Raw genomic sequence first — 16,837 nt, forward strand, 5'->3', positions numbered from 1 at the left:
ATGGAAGACATTACGCAGCAGGTCTGCGAGACCTTGGCCAAGTACTGGCCGAACATGACCGTCTACCGTGAGAATCAGCCCGATGGTTTTGTGACGCCGAGCTTTTTTGTGCATCGGATTAGCCTGGGTAGTACACGCAGTCGTATGCAGTACCAGTGGCGCACTTATGCATTTGAGGTGGACTACTTCCCTGATGACAGCGACGACGGTGTACATGCTTATAGCGAGCTGGACAACATGGCTGAACAGATGGCTGATAGCCTTACGATGCTGGGTGATGCGCTTGCTCATATTGAACAGCTAGACGTCACCGTGGAGCGTGAGCAACTAGTCGTGCAAGCAACCTTTAACGTCACGATTCATGCAGCTCCAGTACTCAACCCAACACTACAAGGTAAACTAGATTATCAAGGAGGTATCGCTAATGGCGAACGAACAGGCAACAATGCCAAAGCTTGAGCCACGTTACAGCAAGGCCGAATTACTTGGCGCGTCCAATCTAACTGGACGTGAACGTGACGTACTTGCTGCGGCACTGCGCTCAGATAAAACGTATACGACCGACGAAGCAAAGTTGGCCATTCAGAAATTTAAGGGAGGCATGTTTTAAATGGCAGGCGGAACTTTTACACAAACAAACAAGAAGCGCCCAGGCGCTTATATCAACATTAAGGCACCCACTACTGCGGTGCCCTCAGCAGACACGACTCGAGGGGTCGTGTTTTTTGTTGGTGGAAATTATCTCGGCTGGGGTGCCACTGGTATTGTGACGCTCAACTCAGCAAGTGACTTCCAGAAGTTGCTTGGGGTTGACCTTACCAGTGACTTGCCAGGGCTCACGGTTAACCCTACTCAGGGTGGCGCTGAAATCAGTGTTGATCAGAAACAAATTGCAATGCTACACGGTCTGCGTGAGACCATCAAGGCTGCAAGCAAGGTCCTGTTCTACAATATCAACACTGGTGAAAAGGCAGCATTGGCGGAGAACGCATGGCCCTGGGTCTTCACTGCAAAATACCCTGGTGAACGTGGCAACACTATTCAGGTGGGCGTGGCCAAGGATGCCAGTGTAGACGGTCAGTTTATTGTGACAACCTACTTTGGAACCGTTGCAGTTGACCGTCAGACGGTTACTGCTGCTAGTCAGCTGCTCAGTAACGACTATGTTGATGTGACTGTATCTGCTGATGGTTCAATTGATGATGGTGCAGCATTGCTAGACGCATTTGATGCAGCCAGCACGAAGTCCCTAACTGGTGGGACTACTGATACCTCAGCGGATATCGATACAGACTCACTGATTGCGTCTATGGAAGTGCAGGAATTCAACACCGTAGTTGCAGCGGGCCAAGAGCCCACAGCCACCATTCATGCGCTGATTGCATCCACAGTTGAACGATTACGCGACGATGAAGGCCAGAAGGTTACCGCTGTGATTCCGGATGGGACCACCGTTGATGCTGACTATGAAGGGCTCATTGTGGTCGCTAACGGGGTAACTCTTGAAGATGGCACCGTGTTGTCTGCTAGTGAGGCAGCGGGTTGGGTCGCTGGTGCGGAAGCCGCGGCGGCAGTTAACCAATCGCTCACTTATGCAGAGTACCCGAATGCGATTGATGTCACTCCACGCTATGATGATGAATCTACCATTGCAGGCCTGAATGCCGGCAAGCTCATGTTCACCGTCCGCCGTGATGGCACAGTTGTGATTGAGCAGGATATCAACAGTTTGCACACATTCACAAGTGACAAGTCTTCTAGCCTCAGTAAGAACCGGGTCATGCGCGTGCTCGATGAACTAGCACAGAACACCAAGGACACGTTCGAATCGAGTTTTATTGGCAAGATTAATAACGATACGACCGGGCGTGACTTGTTTAAGGCTAATCGCATCCAGTACATCAACACCCTGGTTAACTCTGGGGCTGTCCAGGCATTTGACAATGACGACATCACTGTCGACCCTGGGGACGAACTTGACCAGGTGATTGTCACACTTGGCGTGCAGCCGATTGATGCCATGGAAAAGCTGTACATGACAGTAACCATTTAAGGAGGGATGAATTTTGGATAAAGCAACGCAGACCTACATCAATGCACACGACATCATCTCCTCAAAAGAAGGTGTGCTGTTTGCGACCATTGACGGGCAGAACATTCCGCTGATTGAGTTGACAGAATGTTCTGCCAAGCTCGAAAAGAACAAAGAAGAAGTGCAAGCCATTGGCAAGCGCATCACCATGAACAAAACCACGAGCGTTAAGGGGACCGGTACACTTTCTGGCCACCTGATTAACTCCAACTGGCTTAAATATGGTTCTGACTTCCTTAAGGGCGGTGCCGATCTTTACTTCAGCATCAGCGCGACAGTGAGTGACTCAACGAGCTCCCTGGGCTCACAGACCGTTTCTCTGTCTGATGTGAACATGGATGACATTCCAGTCATCGACTTCAACTCGGATGACGGCACCATGGATTGGGAATCAGACTTTACGTTTGAGGACTTCCAGCTTGTTACGCCATTTACGAGCGGCATTAACCAGCTCTAAAAATTAGGAGGATATAACTATGGCTACATCGATTGAAGACTTTCTTATGCAAAACGTGGGCGCCACTGAAGAGACTGCAGAGGTCAAGTTTGACCGGTTTAAGAGTCCCTTCGTGGTCCGCTCACTAACTGAAGATGAGGTTAGTGACCTACGTAAGCAGGCAACCAAGCGGGTTAAACAAAAGGGTATGCTGACGTCTGAAGTGGACACCAACAAGTTTAGTGACTTGATGATTGCCGCGGCGGTGGTTGAACCTGACATTAACAACAGCAAGCTACAAGCCAGCTGGGGTCTCAGTGGGCAACCAGTCAAGATGCTTAAGCGGATGTTGCGGGCAGGTGAATACGCAGACCTTGGCGAAAAGGTCCAAGAGCTGTCTGGATTTGATGCAGAAGACGTTGATGATCTCGCAGAAGAAGTAAAAAACTAGTTAAGGCGGGCGATGGTGCGGAGTTTACCTATTACTTTCGGGCAATGAACGAATTCGGATGGGCACCACGCACATGGACCGCACTAACTAGGCGCGAGAAAGCCATGGTTATAGCCGGAATCGACTTGCAGGTTGAGGAGGAACAACGTCAGCAGAAAGAAGCTGACAGGAAGGCGAGTCACGCAGTGCACCGTAAAGGACGGTAGCGGGCGCGGCTCGCTTTTTTTGTAATCAACCTAGGAAGGAGGAACCGTGTCTACAATTTCAAGCTCAATCGCAATCCAAGATAAATTCTCTGCAACGCTTAACAAGTTGGATGGCGGTACTAATCGTGCACTGACTGGGTTGCAGAAGCTTGGCCAGGTTGGCGGCAACTTTGGCGGTCTCAATGGTCAGATTGGCAAGACAACCGGCCTACTCAAAAGCATGGTTGGGGCTAACTTGATTGGTAGTGGTATTACTGCCGGACTAGGCGTAATTCGTAACGGGATTACTGGCCTCATAGGCGACTTGTCCGCCGCCTCTGCTACCTGGCAAACGTTCCAGGGCAACATGGAGAACCTGGGCTTAGGCAGTGGCCAGATTAAGGCTGCCAAGAAAGACATGCAGTCATACGCTCAGCAAACCATTTACTCTGCGTCTGAAATGGCATCGACATACGCACAACTGCGTGCTGTGGGTACCAAGAACACGGGTGACCTGGTTAAAGGCTTTGGCGGTTTGGCTGCAGCATCTGAAGACCCCGCGCAGGCGATGAAGACACTTAGTCAGCAAGCCACACAGATGGCGGCATTACCAGCTGTCCAGTGGGCAGACTTTAAGCTTATGCTGCAGCAATCGCCAGCCGGGATGGCTGCGGTGGCCAAACAGATGAACATGTCGACAGGGCAGATGATTAAGCAGATTCAAGCCGGCAAGATTAAGACTCAAGACTTCTTCAATGCCATCAATAAAGTCGGTACATCACCGGCGTTTATGACGATGGCCACAAAGTTTAAAACTGTTGGCCAGGCGGTTGACGGGTTAAAGGAGACTCTGACCAACAAACTTCAATCCGCCTTTGACAGTACCAGCCAAGTGGGCATCAACATGGTGTCCAGCTTGACTGATAAAATTGCTAAGTTTGACCTCAACGGGTTGCTCGCGAAGTTCGCAGCGTTTGGCAATGCGTTTAAGCAGACTATGGCCATGCCTGAAGTCAATTTAGCACTGGGCAATATTAAAAAAGCTATTATGCACGTGATTACAGCACTGACTGGCATTAAGCCAGGTCAGTCCGGGCTTGGTCTGATGGCTAGTCTTGGCGAAAAGGCTGGTGATGGTGTAGCTAAGGCAGCAGACGCGGTTTCATCTTTTGCAAACTGGGTCAGCAGTCTAGATCCAGATACCATCAAATCGGCAGCCAAGGGTGTGCTTGCTTTGTTTGTCGCACTCAAAGGATATTCGGCAATTAGCGGTATCTTTGCCGGCATCAAAAGTGAGCTTTTTATTGGGCTTGCTGCTGGTGTGGCTAAGTTCATCGGTTCGTGGGACCCAGACGTCCTCATGTTTGTCGGAGACGTACTCGCTGGGATTGTAATTGCAATTAAGGGCATCATGTTAGCTGAAAAGGTAGCTGGTGCCGTGCAAGGACTCGTCGGTGCGTTCTCAGGTATGGGTGCTGCGGCTGTACCGGCGGCTGCGGGTGAAACTGCCGTTGGTACTGCAGCTGGCTCATCTGCCGGCAACATGCTACGGTTTGCTGCCGCTGCTTTGATGATTGGCGGGGCAATTGTCCTAGCTGCTGCTGGTATGTGGATTATGGTCCAAGCAGCAACACAGCTTGCTTCCGGCGGCTGGGGTGCTGTTGGGGCTCTGACGTTGCTGGTTGGAGTAATTGCAGCTGTGGCAGTGGCGGCGTCCGTGTTTGCACCGCAGCTAATGCTTGCGGGGGCCGCAATGCTGATATTTGGCGCCGGTCTAGCAGTTGTCGGCGTGGCCATCATGCTAGTGGCTACTGGGATGCTGATTTTGGCGGCGACAATGCCGCTAATTGCCACGTATGGCTTACAAGCCGCTGTTGCATTTCTGGCACTGGGGCCAGCGCTTGTTGTGTTCGGTGCTGGTGCCCTCGTAGGTGGTGCCGCGGCAATGGTTCTGGCTGCTGGGGTCATGGCCCTGGCGGTAGCCGCAATGGTTGCCGGCGCTGGTGCTGTGGTACTTGGTGCAGGGCTCGTAATCGTTGCGGCTGGGCTGGCGTTGGTCGGTGCGGGTGCTGTGATTGCTGGCGCTGGCCTTGTTGTACTCGGTGCAGGGGTCATGGCTGTGGCTCGGTCATTTATTACTGCTGGCACAATGATGGTGACGGCAATTACCGGTGCGATGACTCGGGTTAAGTCGGCAGTCTCAAACGGGGTTCGGTCAGCTGTTGCTGGCGCTAAGCAGTTTGGGTCTGGCCTGGTGAACGTTGGGAAGGACCTTATCAAGGGGCTCATCAAAGGGGTCACTGGCATGGCCAAGAGTGCGGTCAAGGCAGTCTCAAGTGTAGTCGGCGGCATTGTTGGCAAGGTCAAAGGCCTATTCAAAATTGGTTCACCGTCACGGCTGTTCCAGAAGTTCGGGCGTTGGACTTTGGAAGGTTACAACAACGGGATTAGAGACCGCGCGGAGTCATCCATCAACGCGGTAGCAAATACCATGTCTGATGTGGCCGCTGCGGCTGATGGTACGACGTTGGCAGCGCCAATGCTAATGGGCCTCAACCCTGGTGATTTACTTGCTAGTGGCTTCCAACGAGCAGCAAATGCTGTCGGATTGATTAGTAGTGCGCTCGGCGCATTACCGGCGAATACTAACTTGGCTGTAGCAGGTGATTACACGGGTTCTGGCCTAGTCACCGGCGATGTACCAGCAAGTGCACCAAGCGGGCTGACTGGGGCTGGAACGCGGCCAAACACCACTACTAACAGCAGCGACACGAAGACAATAAACTTTCAAAAAGGTGCCATTGTGATTGACGCAAAGGACAAGTCTGCATCCGAACTAGTTGCGATGATAGAAGATTACCTGCGGACACAAGATGCCGGCGGGCTTAGTTAGAAAGGAAGGGATAGTAATGGCGACGCATATGGGGGTTTACCTCACTAACAGTTCGAACAATACGATTGAGCTGCCAGTTGCGCCGTCCGACTTCACGGTGCCGAGCGAGTTGGACGGGGAATCAGTTACAGTGCTCGGCTTAGGCGAGATCAACCGAATTGGGCTTGAAAAGCTCAAAACAATTAGCTTTGACGGTGTACTGCCGCTAATACCTAAGACAGCACATTACACAACGGCGCAGAAACTGTTAAAGAACGCCCAGGCCTACATTGACTGGATTCAGGCGGCCAAGAAGACCAAGAAGCCAGTACGTGTCGTGCTGTCGGGTACTAAGATCTCGCTATCGATGCAAATAACAAGTTTTGAATACGGCTTTAAGTCAGGCAATTCGATTGAGTATCAGTACACGCTGGGACTAACGGAGTACAGGCAAGTGCAGGCCCATAAGGTAAAAGTGGTTATCACTAAACCAACTACGGTTAAGAAGGGCACCTCGCGGCCTGCGCCAAGCAAGAAGATAGGTGTGGGGTCAACTGTGATTGTTAATGGTACATTGCACCGTGACTCATATGGTGCCGGGCCCGGGAAGACTGAGCACAATGCCACACGCAAGGTAAGCATCTATAAGCCTGGGCGCAAGTGCCCATATCATGTAACTACTTTGTCTGGCGGTTGGCGTGGTTGGGTGACAGCGGGGAGTGTGAAGCTCAAATGACTTGCACACAATTTATTGTTGGACATCGTGGATCTACAGACCGCTGGGACGTGCGTGACCTGGCGACAAACGTCAAGCTTGATACGGATGACGATTTTGCGGCAGGCACGCTCACGTTTGACCTGTTAGAGGTAAACGAGGGCTTTGGGCCCAGCAACGGTGATGAAGTACGGTTCGGGTGGGATAACGGCAAGACTTTTTTTGGTTACATTTTCAAGGCCGGGTACACATCCGACGAAGTATTTTCAATAACTGCATACGACCCTATGCGGTATCTGAAGAATCAAGATACAAGAGTATGGCCAATTGGCACCTTATCCCAGCGATTCGTAACGGCATGTCAATCCGTGGGTATTAAGTACAAGGTAGTCACCGCCAGCAAGTATAAATTACCATCCAAGTTATCTGACGGCGTGTCATTTTTCGACATGCTTCAGGAAGATATTGAGGCAACACAAACAGGCACTGGAGCTCGATTTATCTTGAGGTGTAACTACGACACAGTTGAGCTGGTACAAACGCCGACCAAGGCCCTGCAGTATCTAGTCGGCGATGGCACTGGCATAACCAGTTGGGAGTATGACCGCGACATCGATGATGCCTACAACGTGGTAAAGGTTGTCAAAACGAAGCAGGACAAGAATGGTTCCGCTACGGCGACGGCAATTACGTCGGCCTCGGCATCAGGATCAACTATTTCACGCTGGGGGAAACTTCAGAAGGTTGAGAAGGTCACTGATGACGATACTAATCTGGCGCAGATGAAGACCAAAGCGGCTCATCTGCTCAGGGCCAGTAACGTGGAAGCCAAAACGATGAAGCTCACGGTTCTTGGCAGTATGGATTATCAGCTTGGTGTGGCCTTCATGCTGCAGGTAAAGAGTTTGGTAGAAATGGGCCTAAAACCTGTTTGTACCGTGCGCAAATGCACACAGAATTTCGACCCGACCAATTGGACAACAGACCTGGAGGTGACCTGGTAATGGCAGTTAAATCTGGCAGTTGGCTAATTAAGCAAATGCGCAGCCGAGGTGGCCATGCATCGGAGTACGCGGATGTTGTGACTGGTATGGTGACTAACGTCAACCCGGTCACAATTCAGATTCAGGCTAATGTGCTGCTGACGGGGCCCTTAATTGAGCTGGGGCGGCACGTGACCAAGTATCATACCGAGATTAATGGTGCGGATGCTGAGGTTGATGAGTCTCTCAAGATTGGTGACACTGTGGCCATGATTCGCGAGGACGGTGGCCAGAAATTCTATGTATTTGAAAAGGTGGGTGATTGAACATGGCTGATGAAGAAACTGAAACAGATGACCTGCAGGAGGTTACGCAGCCCTCACTCACTTACCGAATTGCTGGTGGTCATGTACGGGGGAACGTTGATGGTCAAGAGGCAATGCGCCAAGCAATCGGCAAGATTCTGTCGACTGAGCGTTTTGTGTGGCCCATTTACACCGAGCAGTATGGCAATGACCTAATCGAGTTAATTGGCAAGGACATGCCATACGCAGAGACTGAAGTTACTCGTATGCTGACGGAGGCACTGGAAGCTGATGACCGTGTGACTGATGTAGATGTCACCGACATCGAGGCAGTATCTGGTGATACGCTGGCAGTCACAGCAACAGTGACCACTATCTTTGGCGACCTGCAGGTAGAAACGGAGGTGGCGACTTGACGCCAGAAGAATACGCAGCACAGCTTGATAGCTGGACGCGTGATGGTGTAATCGAACAAATTTTGTCCCGAGTGCCAGACACTGTGGATAAGCGAGAAGGCTCAATCATCTATGATGCCGTTGCACCCGCCGCGGTGACAATTGTTGACCTGGTGACGCAGTTTAAGCAGTTTGTGCTCGAGAGTTACACACAGACGGCCGACAACGAGTTTTTGGACTACCGTGGGCAGGAGAAAGGCTTGACCCGATACGCTGCGACTAATGCGGTTGTGACGGCCGTATTTACCGATGTTGCGGGTCAGCCGATTGGAGTCGACAACGGTGACCGGTTTGCGACAATCGAAACGCAGCCATATTACTACACGGTCAGCCAGGTCCTAGATGGTGGCAAGGCTCAACTTACTTGTGAGACTGCAGGTGAAGGGCCAAATCACTATTTGGGCCAGATACTACCCGTTACACCTAATGATGACGTCGCTAATGCGGTCATCACTGATATCACGGTGCCCGCACGGGACACGGAGACGGATGACGATTATCGGGCGCGTATCCTCAAACAATCAACCTCAGTCGCATACGGTGGCAATATCGCTGATTACCAGGCGATGATTGCTGGGCTTGAGACTGTTGGCGCTGTTCAGGTTTATCCGACCTGGAACGGGGGCGGTACGGTTAAGTTGGTAATCTTAGACAACGATTACGACATACCATCTGATGACCTAGTCACTCAGGTCCAGCAAGCAATTGACCCCCAGGATGCAACCGGCAACGGCTACGGACTTGCCCCAATTGGGCACACCGTCACGGTGGTTGCACCAACTGCACGCACAATTAATATGTCCCTGTCTATTGAGATTGATAAGACGACTGATTACACGACGGCAGCTAATGCGGCTAAACAGGCCATTGCTGACTACATCGTTACGGTGCACAAAGCCTGGGCCAACCTGGACAATGGGACGCGTAGTTATGCCCAATCTGTATATCGCTCTCAGGTCTTTGCGGCTGTACTTAAGGTGCCAGGTGTAATCAACGTGACCGGACTCACACTCGAGGGCAAAGACGCAGATGTGCAACTGGTGCTAACTGGTCAGGAGACACAGCTAGCCGAGCTTGGGGAGGTGACTATCAATGACGCAGCTGCTACCGCTTAAAGAACTATTGCCGGACTTCTATGACGGTGTGGTAGAGATGCAGCATCTAGTAGCCGTTGAGCAGCCGACCATGGACGCCCTGAGCGAGCTGATGAATCGGTACCAGACTAATCAGTTTGCCGCAATTGCGGACGAGGACGGGCTGTCTGTCTTTGAAGACTTATTGGGCATTACGGGCGTGGAAAATGAGGATTTGGAAACTCGACGGTATAATGTGCTGATGGAGCTTCTGCCCCCACAGCCGCTCACTGAGCCGTATCTGCGTGAGGTGCTTCGCTTGCTCAACATCAACGCCACACTTGACGTCGATGGCGATAAGTTTCAAGCGGATGTATCTGCTAGTGTTACTGACCGCGGTAGTAGTCAGCGCCTGGAAGTTCTACTTAACCGGTATCTGCCGGTTAATCTTATATATACGCATCGGGTTAATCCTGATGCAGCGCCTTTGTACGTTGCCATTGCTCTTGGCCCGCACAGAGGCGTTTTGAGTATCACAACGGAGGTGTAAGATGCCCAAATCATATTTTACGGCCGCCGCACTTGCCCTCATGGCACAAGTGCAATCAGGCCAAACTCAAATCAAATTTACACGTGGTGCTGCTTCAACTGATAACTGGTCTGCTAAGACCAAAGAAGAATTGGCTGCAACCACCGTGCTCACAAATATCGCCCAAGAAACGACCATTGGTAAAGCTGAGGTTGTCACGCGGTCAGATGGGACGATGTCGACCGATTCGATTGTAATTGACGTCGTTTTTGATGAATCGAAGACGACCAAAGAATTTAACATGTACACACTTGGCCTGTATGCTTGCCCAACTGATGGCAGCAAGGACGGCGCAGAGATTTTATACAGCATTACCACGCTGGAAGACCCGCAATTTATGGCACCTGATGACAATGGATCAAGCCAAACGTTCCGACTAACTACTGCTATTGGGGATGTGGCCAACCTGTCTATCAAGCTTGATGGTGATAATACAGGTGGTTTGGACCAGGTGGCTCTTGAAGCTCTGCATCAGAAGATTACAGCGGAGACAGTTAAAACGGTCGCTGGCGGTACCGTGGTGCACACAGACGGTGATGAGACGGTTGATGGTGTTAAGACCTTCTCGAAAACCATCATCGGTAGGGTGCAGCACGCAGATAATGCGGATGCTGCAGGCAAATTGGACCACAGCATCAAAGTTAACGGCGTGGCCACGGACTTAAGTAAGGACTTTACTGTCAACGCGTTCCCGTCAAACGATGCTGACCTAGGCCACCTATCCAAAGATAACGTTTGGGCCGGGTTGGCTACCTTTGCCAAGCAAGTCACAGGAACCATCACCGAGGCTCTGCATGCGGCTAAGGCGACACTGGCCGACACTGCGACCAAGTGGACCAAGGCAATTAAGATTAACGGTGTTGACGTGGATGGTAGCAAGGATGTGACCATCACCGATGCTTCTGCGGTGCACCTAACTGGGGACCAGACTGTGGCCGGGGTTAAGACATTCTCTAGCACCATTAAAGGGAAGATTGACTCGGCCACTAATGCGGACCATGCCACAAGTGCAGATTCGGCCACCAAGGCGACGACTGCTGACAATGCAGCTAAGGCTGGTGAAGCCACCACGACAACTGGTAACGCTGCTACTGCAACAAAGCTGGCAACGGCTCGAAAAGTAAACGGTGTGGCGTTTGACGGGACGGCCGATATCAATATTGTGGATGCCGGTGCACCACGCAAAACAGATGTCATGCCGTATGTTAGAAACCTGACAAGCGGTGAGGACCTAAATAAGATTACTCAACATGGATACTACGGCGCTAACTCAATTCCTCTTACGAACGGGCCAATAGCAAATTCTGGCAAACATTACGGCATGTTAGTTGTAACAGGCCAGGACCCATTTTCTACTACTAGTGGCATAACAAACGTAACGCAGACTTTTTACAACATCGGTGATATTTATGTGCGTGGGTATTTTGGGCCCCCTACCTGGGGCGGGTGGAATCGAGTTGCATTGACGTCTGACCTAGCACCGTATGCGAAGACGTCCGACGTTGCCAATGGTTATCTTGCTAAGTCTGGTAATGCAGTCTCAGCTACCAAGTTAGTAACTGCTCGCAAAATTAATGGAGTATCGTTCGATGGTACAGGCGATGTTACCATCACAGCAATGCCATCGAATGATTCCAGCATCTTGCATACAGGTGACTCGAAAACACTGACTGGTACGCTAACTTTTTCTAAACCGATTACGATAGCAGGCAACGATACAGTTGGCCAGCGTACAGTGCTTATCCAGCAGAGTTCTGCCACGGATGGTGGTTACCTCGCAGTTGGCAACACTGGTGCTGATGCCGGATATGTTGAGCTGGGCGCAATTGATAACGCTAATACCACTATTTACGCCCGAAAACGGGGTACCAACAATGCGGTGGTCTCTGAGGCGACTCTGTTGGATTCTTCAAATAATACCAAATTCCCTGGGACAGTCACGGCACCGACATTTTCGGGTACGTTGAATGGTAAGGCATCTTCAGCTGCCAATGCAGACCATGCCACTAAAGCGGATAGCGCAACATCAGCGACGACTGCTGCCAATGCAACCAACGCGGCCCATGCAACGAAGGCCGATAGTGCAACATCAGCAACGAGTGCGACTAACGCGACTAACGCAGGAGCTGCCACTAAGCTGGCGACTGCCCGTAAGATTAGCGGTGTGCCTTTTGATGGCACGGCAGATATAAGTCTGTTTGTGATGTGCACTAGCGAGGCAGATGCGAAAACAAAGAGCGCCGCAGATCCAACTCGAATCTACTGGTACCCAGAATCTTAGGAGGTAACTTATGGGAGCTTACACGCAAGGTAAAAAAGTGGCCGGCGACTATGACAGTGGCTGGCAAAAAATCACACTTACAAGTGCTGTAACGCAGCACACCATCCTAGTTCCGATGATGCGTAAAATTGGCAATGAAGTACAGCTTAAAGGAGCCATTAATATGACTGCTCCTGGCACAATTGCCACATTACCGTATAAGCCAGTTGATGAGTTTGGCTTTAATTGCTCGCAACTTTCTACGACACCTGGGCAGAATGCTAATGTCTACCTTGAGACTGATGGCACGCTACAGCTAATTTATGCCAGCACATACGAAAAGGGCGTTTGGTTGAACGAAATCCACTACTTCATCAACTAACTAGGAGGATAAATAACATGAAATTGAAACTGTCTGAAAAAATTCGGGGGGGGGGCACTTAACCCCCTATATAACAGCGTTTCTGCCGAAAGTGGGGTGCTCTAAATGGGCGCCTATTTTAGTGGCAAAAAAGTGTCTGGCGTCGTTGATACTGGCTGGATTGATGCAAGCAAGTATCTGGTTAACGGGTTCAAGGTGTACTCAGGTAGCTACCTCCGCTACAAGATTCGGGGCGGCATTGTCTACTTTGCCGGCATTGTCACGCCGGGCACTGACAAAGCCGGGGAAACAGAAGTCGCAATCCTTTCGGGCTTGCCGTTCAGCCTGCAAACAAATCAGTACTCTACTCAGCCAGGGAGCACGGGCAATCTATGGGTTGCTAACGCCAGTGGCACTACAGTCACGTTCAACCGCCACACATCGCCAGGGAAGTCTGGCTGGACTACAGCAGCGGCAGGCGAATGGCTTGCTCTTGGTGGGGCAGCGTTCGCTTTGGCCTGATTTATCAGCCACCTCAAAGGGGGTGGCTTAGATGGGTGCCTATTTTCAAGGTAAAAAAGTTGCGGGTGATTTGGTCGGTGACTGGGTCGATGTCCAGTCATATTTGGCGTCAGGATTCACAACTGATTCATTCGTAAAGTTCCGCTTGAACAAGTCGCGCAAAGAGGTTCAGCTGATTGGGTCACTAAAAACAACTAAAGATATTGCCTACAGCAGTGATGCTATACCTATCTTTACTAAGCTCCCGTTTGCTTTGAGCGGTGGCCAGTACATGATGCAGCATGGCTCGGGCAATGCAACTTGGCTTTTGGGTGTTACTACAGGTAGTGTGCTCGGCATGTCTCGCTATGCGGTGGGCGGCACTAATGCGACTGCTCAGTCTGGAGTATGGTTGACGCTCGGCGGGACCTGGGCCATTGATTAATAAGGAGATTCAAAATGGATAAAATAACGTATTCCCCCGAAATTATCGGGGGGGGTAATTTTGCTATAAATAACCACCGCGCCAGTGATAGAAAGCTGGTGTGTTAGTTATGGGAGCATACTTCCAAGGAAAGAAAATAACGCCGTCGCTGCCAAACTTCGCGTCTTTTCTAGTCCAGAAGACTAAGACCCAGGGATACAACGACCTCACTAGCACCGGATGGTACGTGATTACTGATGGTGCGCCGGGCGGAACGGATACAACACATAACTATGGGCTGTTGATTGTATTTTCACGGTCCGGCACCAGCTGCACCCAGATTTGGCTAGATGACGGTAATCGGATGTACACGCGGAATTGTAACGACGGCAATTGGCAGGCATGGAAAGAGAAGTAGGCTAGGTAAAATGGACACGCAGTGAAGGAGGTGAGAGGCTTGCGAAACCTGATGCGTTTGTTTTTCTACAAACTGCAGCGAAATCATAGCTGGATATTTATCGGATTTGAGACGTTCCTGGTGGGCGTCTATTTTATTGCAGTTCCTGGGTCAATTCATGGCATCTCACCGTGGAAAATGTCCTTCGGCTTTATGGATGACTGGTGGCCGGCCCTGGTCTGGATAGTGCTTGGCATGTTCATGATTATTAACAATGTCTTCGACGTGGTACCCGACTATAATCGTGAAACAGCTTACTGCATGGCATTCCTGTGGGGCTTTTACTTTACCCTGATGATTATGCGCGATTTGAACGACCCAAGGCCGCCGGTTATTGGCCTAGCTACAGTTTTTTACGGCGTGATTATGCTGCGTATCATCACGCTGCTACGCTATGACGATCCCACACAACACAGACGAGGAGGCACCAAAAAGTGAACGTAGCAATTATTAGCGCACTGATTGGTGGCGCCACCTCGTTTGCGGTAGCTCTCGCCAGTGGTAGAGCCACAGTCAAGTCAGCAAACGCTGGCACTGAGGGTATCTACGCTAAGGAGTTGCCAGAACTAATCGAGCAAATTAAGCAGTTGAACAAAGAGCGTAATGGCCTATCACGCCAGCTCACTGATGTTCAGCTGCAAAACCAGCAGTTGCAGAATCAAGTCAGTTCTCTAACTGGTCAAATCGACCAGCTAAAGCGGCTGCTTGAACGGAAAGGAATAGAAATCGATGAATGAAGTATGGAGCACTATTGCAAAGGCGCTGCCGTCCATTAACTGGAAGGTACGCTTCACTGATCCAAAGAACATCGGCCGGCTGTTTGTGGCTGTGATTGTGCCAGTATTGGGCTACTATGGGATTACTTCCGCAGACATCACCTCTTGGAGTGTGCTGGGAGACACACTGCTGAAAGCTATTGGTAACCCGTATGTACTAATGACTGCCGCGGTTAATTTTTATGTGTGGGCTGTAGACCCGACTACTGCCGGCGCAAGCGACAGCAAGGAAGCACTAGGTTATACCAAGCCTAAGGAGGCCAAGTAATGGCACAACTAAACGGCATCGACATCAGCCATCACAATTCGACTGATGTGGCTAAAGTGTCAGCTGACTTTGTCATTGTCAAGGCTACTGAAGGCGTGACGTACACTGACCCAAGGTTTGCAGTTAACATCGCTGCTGCGAAGAAGGCGGGCAAGCTTATCGGCGCTTACCACTACATGCGTGGTAATAGTCCAACTGCTGAAGCCAAGCACTTTCTGGCAGTGGCCAAAGCCTATATCGGAGAGGCTATTTTGGTACTGGACTACGAGGACAAGTCCGCCCCAGGTGTAACCGGTGCTAAAGAGTTTCTGGATTACATTAAGAAGGCCACGGGTGTGGCTCCGGTCATCTACTTGTCGCGGAGCTGGGAAAACACGCGCGACCTGTCCGCGATTGCGAAGGCAGGCTACCCCGCATGGATTGCTCAGTACAATAACTACAACACGGTTTACAGCTACGCTCCGCGGCCTCTGCTTGGGTCCCTCAAGCACTTTGGCAAGATGGCAATGTTTCAGTATACCAGCACGGGTAAGCTACCAAACGGTGGCGGCAACCTCGACCTGGACGTCTTTTACGGTAACCGGAGCGACTGGCAGAAGCTAGCGGGCGGGAAGAGCACTGAGGCGGGCAAGACAGCAGCAAAGAAGCCAGTGGCCAAGCCGAAGAAGCCGAGTGGTTCAGCCAAAGTGAAGTCAGTGCAGACCTGGTTAAACAGTACGTATGGCGCCGGCCTCACAGTCGACGGCTTCGATGGTCCGAAGACTGACCGCGCACTGCTGAAGGCATACCAGCGCGAGCTCAATAAGCAGACGGGCTCGCACTTGTCGCTTGATGGCCTCTGGGGAGCTAAAACACAAAAAGCCAGCATCGTAGTCAAGCAGGGAGCTCGAGGCAACATCACGCGCATTGTGCAAGGTGCCCTCATCTGTAAGGGGTACGACCCAGACGGCTTTGACGGGGTATACGGCAGTGGTTGCCGTGCGGCGGTTGCTAAATTCCAGCGTGCACATGGGTTGTCCGCTGATGGCATCTTTGGACCTAGGACGGCTGCCAAGCTCTTTTAGCTCATTACAACCTGGTAAAAACTCATTAAATTAAGCCTCACCCTCTCCGGAGAGTGGGGCTTTTTTGTATGTAAAAATGAAAAAAAAGCTCCCCTAGGAGCTGACGGCAGCGCCTAGGAGAGTTATTATAATAGATAAAAGTACGTAGTTAATTGGTCCGAAGTATTCAAGAATGTTGCGGACGTGTGCGCGTTTGCGTTAATCGTTACTGTTGTGTTTTGGATTAGGGGTGAACGTAATGGTAAAAATTAATTTAAACGATCCCGATTTGATGGCGGCGACTGAAGCGGCAGAAATTTGGGGGAAGAACCCAACGTACGTGAGAACGAGCTTGCGCCAGACGCCGGACAAATGGCCTGCGGGTAGTTGGCGCTTGTTTGGCCGCCAGCTGGTTGTGACTACTGAAGGAATGGAAGCCGCTACCGGTGACCCAGACCCACGAAAAAAATAGCCCGCCTAGCGAGCTATTAAGAGAGCTTATGTGTCATAGATGTGTCACGGTGTGCGAACAATTCCATAAACGCAGTCGTGACGGGTCTCTACCTATTGTATTAGTTAGAAGTTCAACTT

The 16,837-nt window shown here is 50.9% G+C and carries 21 protein-coding genes; all 21 read left to right on the top strand.

Annotated elements, in window-relative coordinates; translation table 11 throughout:
• The 21 genes from EKN00_RS08585 (at position 1) to EKN00_RS08685 (ending at position 16,718) form a co-directional block, all read left to right on the top strand.
• Positions 1-459, top strand: coding sequence for a phage tail terminator family protein (locus tag EKN00_RS08585; protein ID WP_127849720.1), 459 nt, complete (start codon positions 1-3; stop codon positions 457-459).
• A complete protein-coding gene (locus EKN00_RS08590) occupies positions 425-610 on the top strand; it encodes a YqzN/YkzM domain-containing protein (protein WP_127849721.1) in 186 nt (61 codons plus the stop codon). Before EKN00_RS08585 ends, EKN00_RS08590 begins: the two co-directional genes overlap by 35 nt.
• Complete coding sequence (locus EKN00_RS08595) at positions 611-2,053, top strand: phage tail sheath subtilisin-like domain-containing protein (protein WP_127849722.1); 1,443 nt, start codon at positions 611-613, stop codon at positions 2,051-2,053.
• Positions 2,054-2,066: 13 nt separating this feature from the next.
• Positions 2,067-2,549 carry a phage tail tube protein gene (locus EKN00_RS08600; protein WP_127849723.1) on the top strand — a complete coding sequence of 161 codons (483 nt, stop codon included), beginning with the start codon at positions 2,067-2,069 and terminating at the stop codon, positions 2,547-2,549.
• 19 nt (positions 2,550-2,568) lie between these two features.
• Positions 2,569-2,979 (top strand): phage tail assembly chaperone, encoded by a 411-nt coding sequence (locus EKN00_RS08605; protein WP_127849724.1) that lies wholly within the window; start codon positions 2,569-2,571, stop codon positions 2,977-2,979.
• A 252-nt stretch (positions 2,980-3,231) separates the two neighbouring features.
• Positions 3,232-6,057: a tape measure protein gene (locus EKN00_RS08610; protein WP_127849725.1), complete on the top strand. Its 2,826-nt coding sequence runs from the start codon at positions 3,232-3,234 to the stop codon at positions 6,055-6,057.
• Positions 6,058-6,073: 16 nt separating this feature from the next.
• Positions 6,074-6,772, top strand: a complete 699-nt coding sequence (locus EKN00_RS08615; RefSeq protein WP_127849726.1) for a hypothetical protein — start codon at positions 6,074-6,076, stop codon at positions 6,770-6,772.
• Positions 6,769-7,755: an XkdQ/YqbQ family protein gene (locus tag EKN00_RS08620; RefSeq protein ID WP_127849727.1), complete on the top strand. Its 987-nt coding sequence runs from the start codon at positions 6,769-6,771 to the stop codon at positions 7,753-7,755. Before EKN00_RS08615 ends, EKN00_RS08620 begins: the two co-directional genes overlap by 4 nt.
• On the top strand, positions 7,755-8,060 hold the full coding sequence (locus EKN00_RS08625) for a DUF2577 family protein (RefSeq protein ID WP_164848085.1): 306 nt from the start codon (positions 7,755-7,757) through the stop codon (positions 8,058-8,060). Before EKN00_RS08620 ends, EKN00_RS08625 begins: the two co-directional genes overlap by 1 nt.
• A gap of 2 nt (positions 8,061-8,062) precedes the next feature.
• On the top strand, positions 8,063-8,455 hold the full coding sequence (locus EKN00_RS08630; protein WP_127849729.1) for a DUF2634 domain-containing protein: 393 nt from the start codon (positions 8,063-8,065) through the stop codon (positions 8,453-8,455).
• Positions 8,452-9,609: a baseplate J/gp47 family protein gene (locus EKN00_RS08635; RefSeq protein WP_127849730.1), complete on the top strand. Its 1,158-nt coding sequence runs from the start codon at positions 8,452-8,454 to the stop codon at positions 9,607-9,609. Before EKN00_RS08630 ends, EKN00_RS08635 begins: the two co-directional genes overlap by 4 nt.
• Complete coding sequence (locus EKN00_RS08640) at positions 9,587-10,117, top strand: putative phage tail protein (protein ID WP_127849731.1); 531 nt, start codon at positions 9,587-9,589, stop codon at positions 10,115-10,117. The genes EKN00_RS08635 and EKN00_RS08640 overlap by 23 nt, the downstream gene beginning before the upstream one ends.
• Before the next feature lies 1 nt (position 10,118).
• Positions 10,119-12,437: a pyocin knob domain-containing protein gene (locus EKN00_RS08645; RefSeq protein ID WP_127849732.1), complete on the top strand. Its 2,319-nt coding sequence runs from the start codon at positions 10,119-10,121 to the stop codon at positions 12,435-12,437.
• 10 nt (positions 12,438-12,447) lie between these two features.
• Positions 12,448-12,798, top strand: coding sequence for a hypothetical protein (locus EKN00_RS08650; protein ID WP_127849733.1), 351 nt, complete (start codon positions 12,448-12,450; stop codon positions 12,796-12,798).
• Positions 12,799-12,903: 105 nt separating this feature from the next.
• On the top strand, positions 12,904-13,299 hold the full coding sequence (locus tag EKN00_RS08655; RefSeq protein ID WP_127849734.1) for a hypothetical protein: 396 nt from the start codon (positions 12,904-12,906) through the stop codon (positions 13,297-13,299).
• A 31-nt stretch (positions 13,300-13,330) separates the two neighbouring features.
• On the top strand, positions 13,331-13,723 hold the full coding sequence (locus EKN00_RS08660; protein ID WP_127849735.1) for a hypothetical protein: 393 nt from the start codon (positions 13,331-13,333) through the stop codon (positions 13,721-13,723).
• A 436-nt stretch (positions 13,724-14,159) separates the two neighbouring features.
• A complete protein-coding gene (locus EKN00_RS08665) occupies positions 14,160-14,597 on the top strand; it encodes a hypothetical protein (protein WP_127849736.1) in 438 nt (145 codons plus the stop codon).
• Positions 14,594-14,896 (top strand): hypothetical protein, encoded by a 303-nt coding sequence (locus EKN00_RS08670; RefSeq protein ID WP_127849737.1) that lies wholly within the window; start codon positions 14,594-14,596, stop codon positions 14,894-14,896. The genes EKN00_RS08665 and EKN00_RS08670 overlap by 4 nt, the downstream gene beginning before the upstream one ends.
• Positions 14,889-15,203 carry a phage holin gene (locus EKN00_RS08675; protein ID WP_127849738.1) on the top strand — a complete coding sequence of 105 codons (315 nt, stop codon included), beginning with the start codon at positions 14,889-14,891 and terminating at the stop codon, positions 15,201-15,203. Before EKN00_RS08670 ends, EKN00_RS08675 begins: the two co-directional genes overlap by 8 nt.
• Positions 15,203-16,267 (top strand): GH25 family lysozyme, encoded by a 1,065-nt coding sequence (locus EKN00_RS08680; protein ID WP_127849739.1) that lies wholly within the window; start codon positions 15,203-15,205, stop codon positions 16,265-16,267. Before EKN00_RS08675 ends, EKN00_RS08680 begins: the two co-directional genes overlap by 1 nt.
• Positions 16,268-16,505: 238 nt before the next feature.
• Positions 16,506-16,718: a helix-turn-helix domain-containing protein gene (locus EKN00_RS08685; RefSeq protein ID WP_127849740.1), complete on the top strand. Its 213-nt coding sequence runs from the start codon at positions 16,506-16,508 to the stop codon at positions 16,716-16,718.
• Positions 16,719-16,837: the final 119 nt, after the last annotated feature.

It is taken from the genome of Lacticaseibacillus hulanensis, assembly GCF_004010095.1.
Taxonomy (GTDB): Bacteria; Bacillota; Bacilli; order Lactobacillales; family Lactobacillaceae; genus Lacticaseibacillus; species Lacticaseibacillus hulanensis.

Bases quoted from the DNA above. Each gene is read 5' to 3' on its own strand.
- EKN00_RS08585 (WP_127849720.1), top strand. From the start codon at position 1: ATGGAAGACATTACGCAGCAGGTCTGCGAGACCTTGGCCAAGTACTGG.
- EKN00_RS08590 (WP_127849721.1), top strand. From the start codon at position 425: ATGGCGAACGAACAGGCAACAATGCCAAAGCTTGAGCCACGTTACAGC.
- EKN00_RS08595 (WP_127849722.1), top strand. From the start codon at position 611: ATGGCAGGCGGAACTTTTACACAAACAAACAAGAAGCGCCCAGGCGCT.
- EKN00_RS08605 (WP_127849724.1), top strand. From the start codon at position 2,569: ATGGCTACATCGATTGAAGACTTTCTTATGCAAAACGTGGGCGCCACT.
- EKN00_RS08615 (WP_127849726.1), top strand. From the start codon at position 6,074: ATGGCGACGCATATGGGGGTTTACCTCACTAACAGTTCGAACAATACG.
- EKN00_RS08620 (WP_127849727.1), top strand. From the start codon at position 6,769: ATGACTTGCACACAATTTATTGTTGGACATCGTGGATCTACAGACCGC.
- EKN00_RS08625 (WP_164848085.1), top strand. From the start codon at position 7,755: ATGGCAGTTAAATCTGGCAGTTGGCTAATTAAGCAAATGCGCAGCCGA.
- EKN00_RS08630 (WP_127849729.1), top strand. From the start codon at position 8,063: ATGGCTGATGAAGAAACTGAAACAGATGACCTGCAGGAGGTTACGCAG.
- EKN00_RS08640 (WP_127849731.1), top strand. From the start codon at position 9,587: ATGACGCAGCTGCTACCGCTTAAAGAACTATTGCCGGACTTCTATGAC.
- EKN00_RS08645 (WP_127849732.1), top strand. From the start codon at position 10,119: ATGCCCAAATCATATTTTACGGCCGCCGCACTTGCCCTCATGGCACAA.
- EKN00_RS08650 (WP_127849733.1), top strand. From the start codon at position 12,448: ATGGGAGCTTACACGCAAGGTAAAAAAGTGGCCGGCGACTATGACAGT.
- EKN00_RS08655 (WP_127849734.1), top strand. From the start codon at position 12,904: ATGGGCGCCTATTTTAGTGGCAAAAAAGTGTCTGGCGTCGTTGATACT.
- EKN00_RS08660 (WP_127849735.1), top strand. From the start codon at position 13,331: ATGGGTGCCTATTTTCAAGGTAAAAAAGTTGCGGGTGATTTGGTCGGT.
- EKN00_RS08675 (WP_127849738.1), top strand. From the start codon at position 14,889: ATGAATGAAGTATGGAGCACTATTGCAAAGGCGCTGCCGTCCATTAAC.
- EKN00_RS08680 (WP_127849739.1), top strand. From the start codon at position 15,203: ATGGCACAACTAAACGGCATCGACATCAGCCATCACAATTCGACTGAT.
- EKN00_RS08685 (WP_127849740.1), top strand. From the start codon at position 16,506: ATGGTAAAAATTAATTTAAACGATCCCGATTTGATGGCGGCGACTGAA.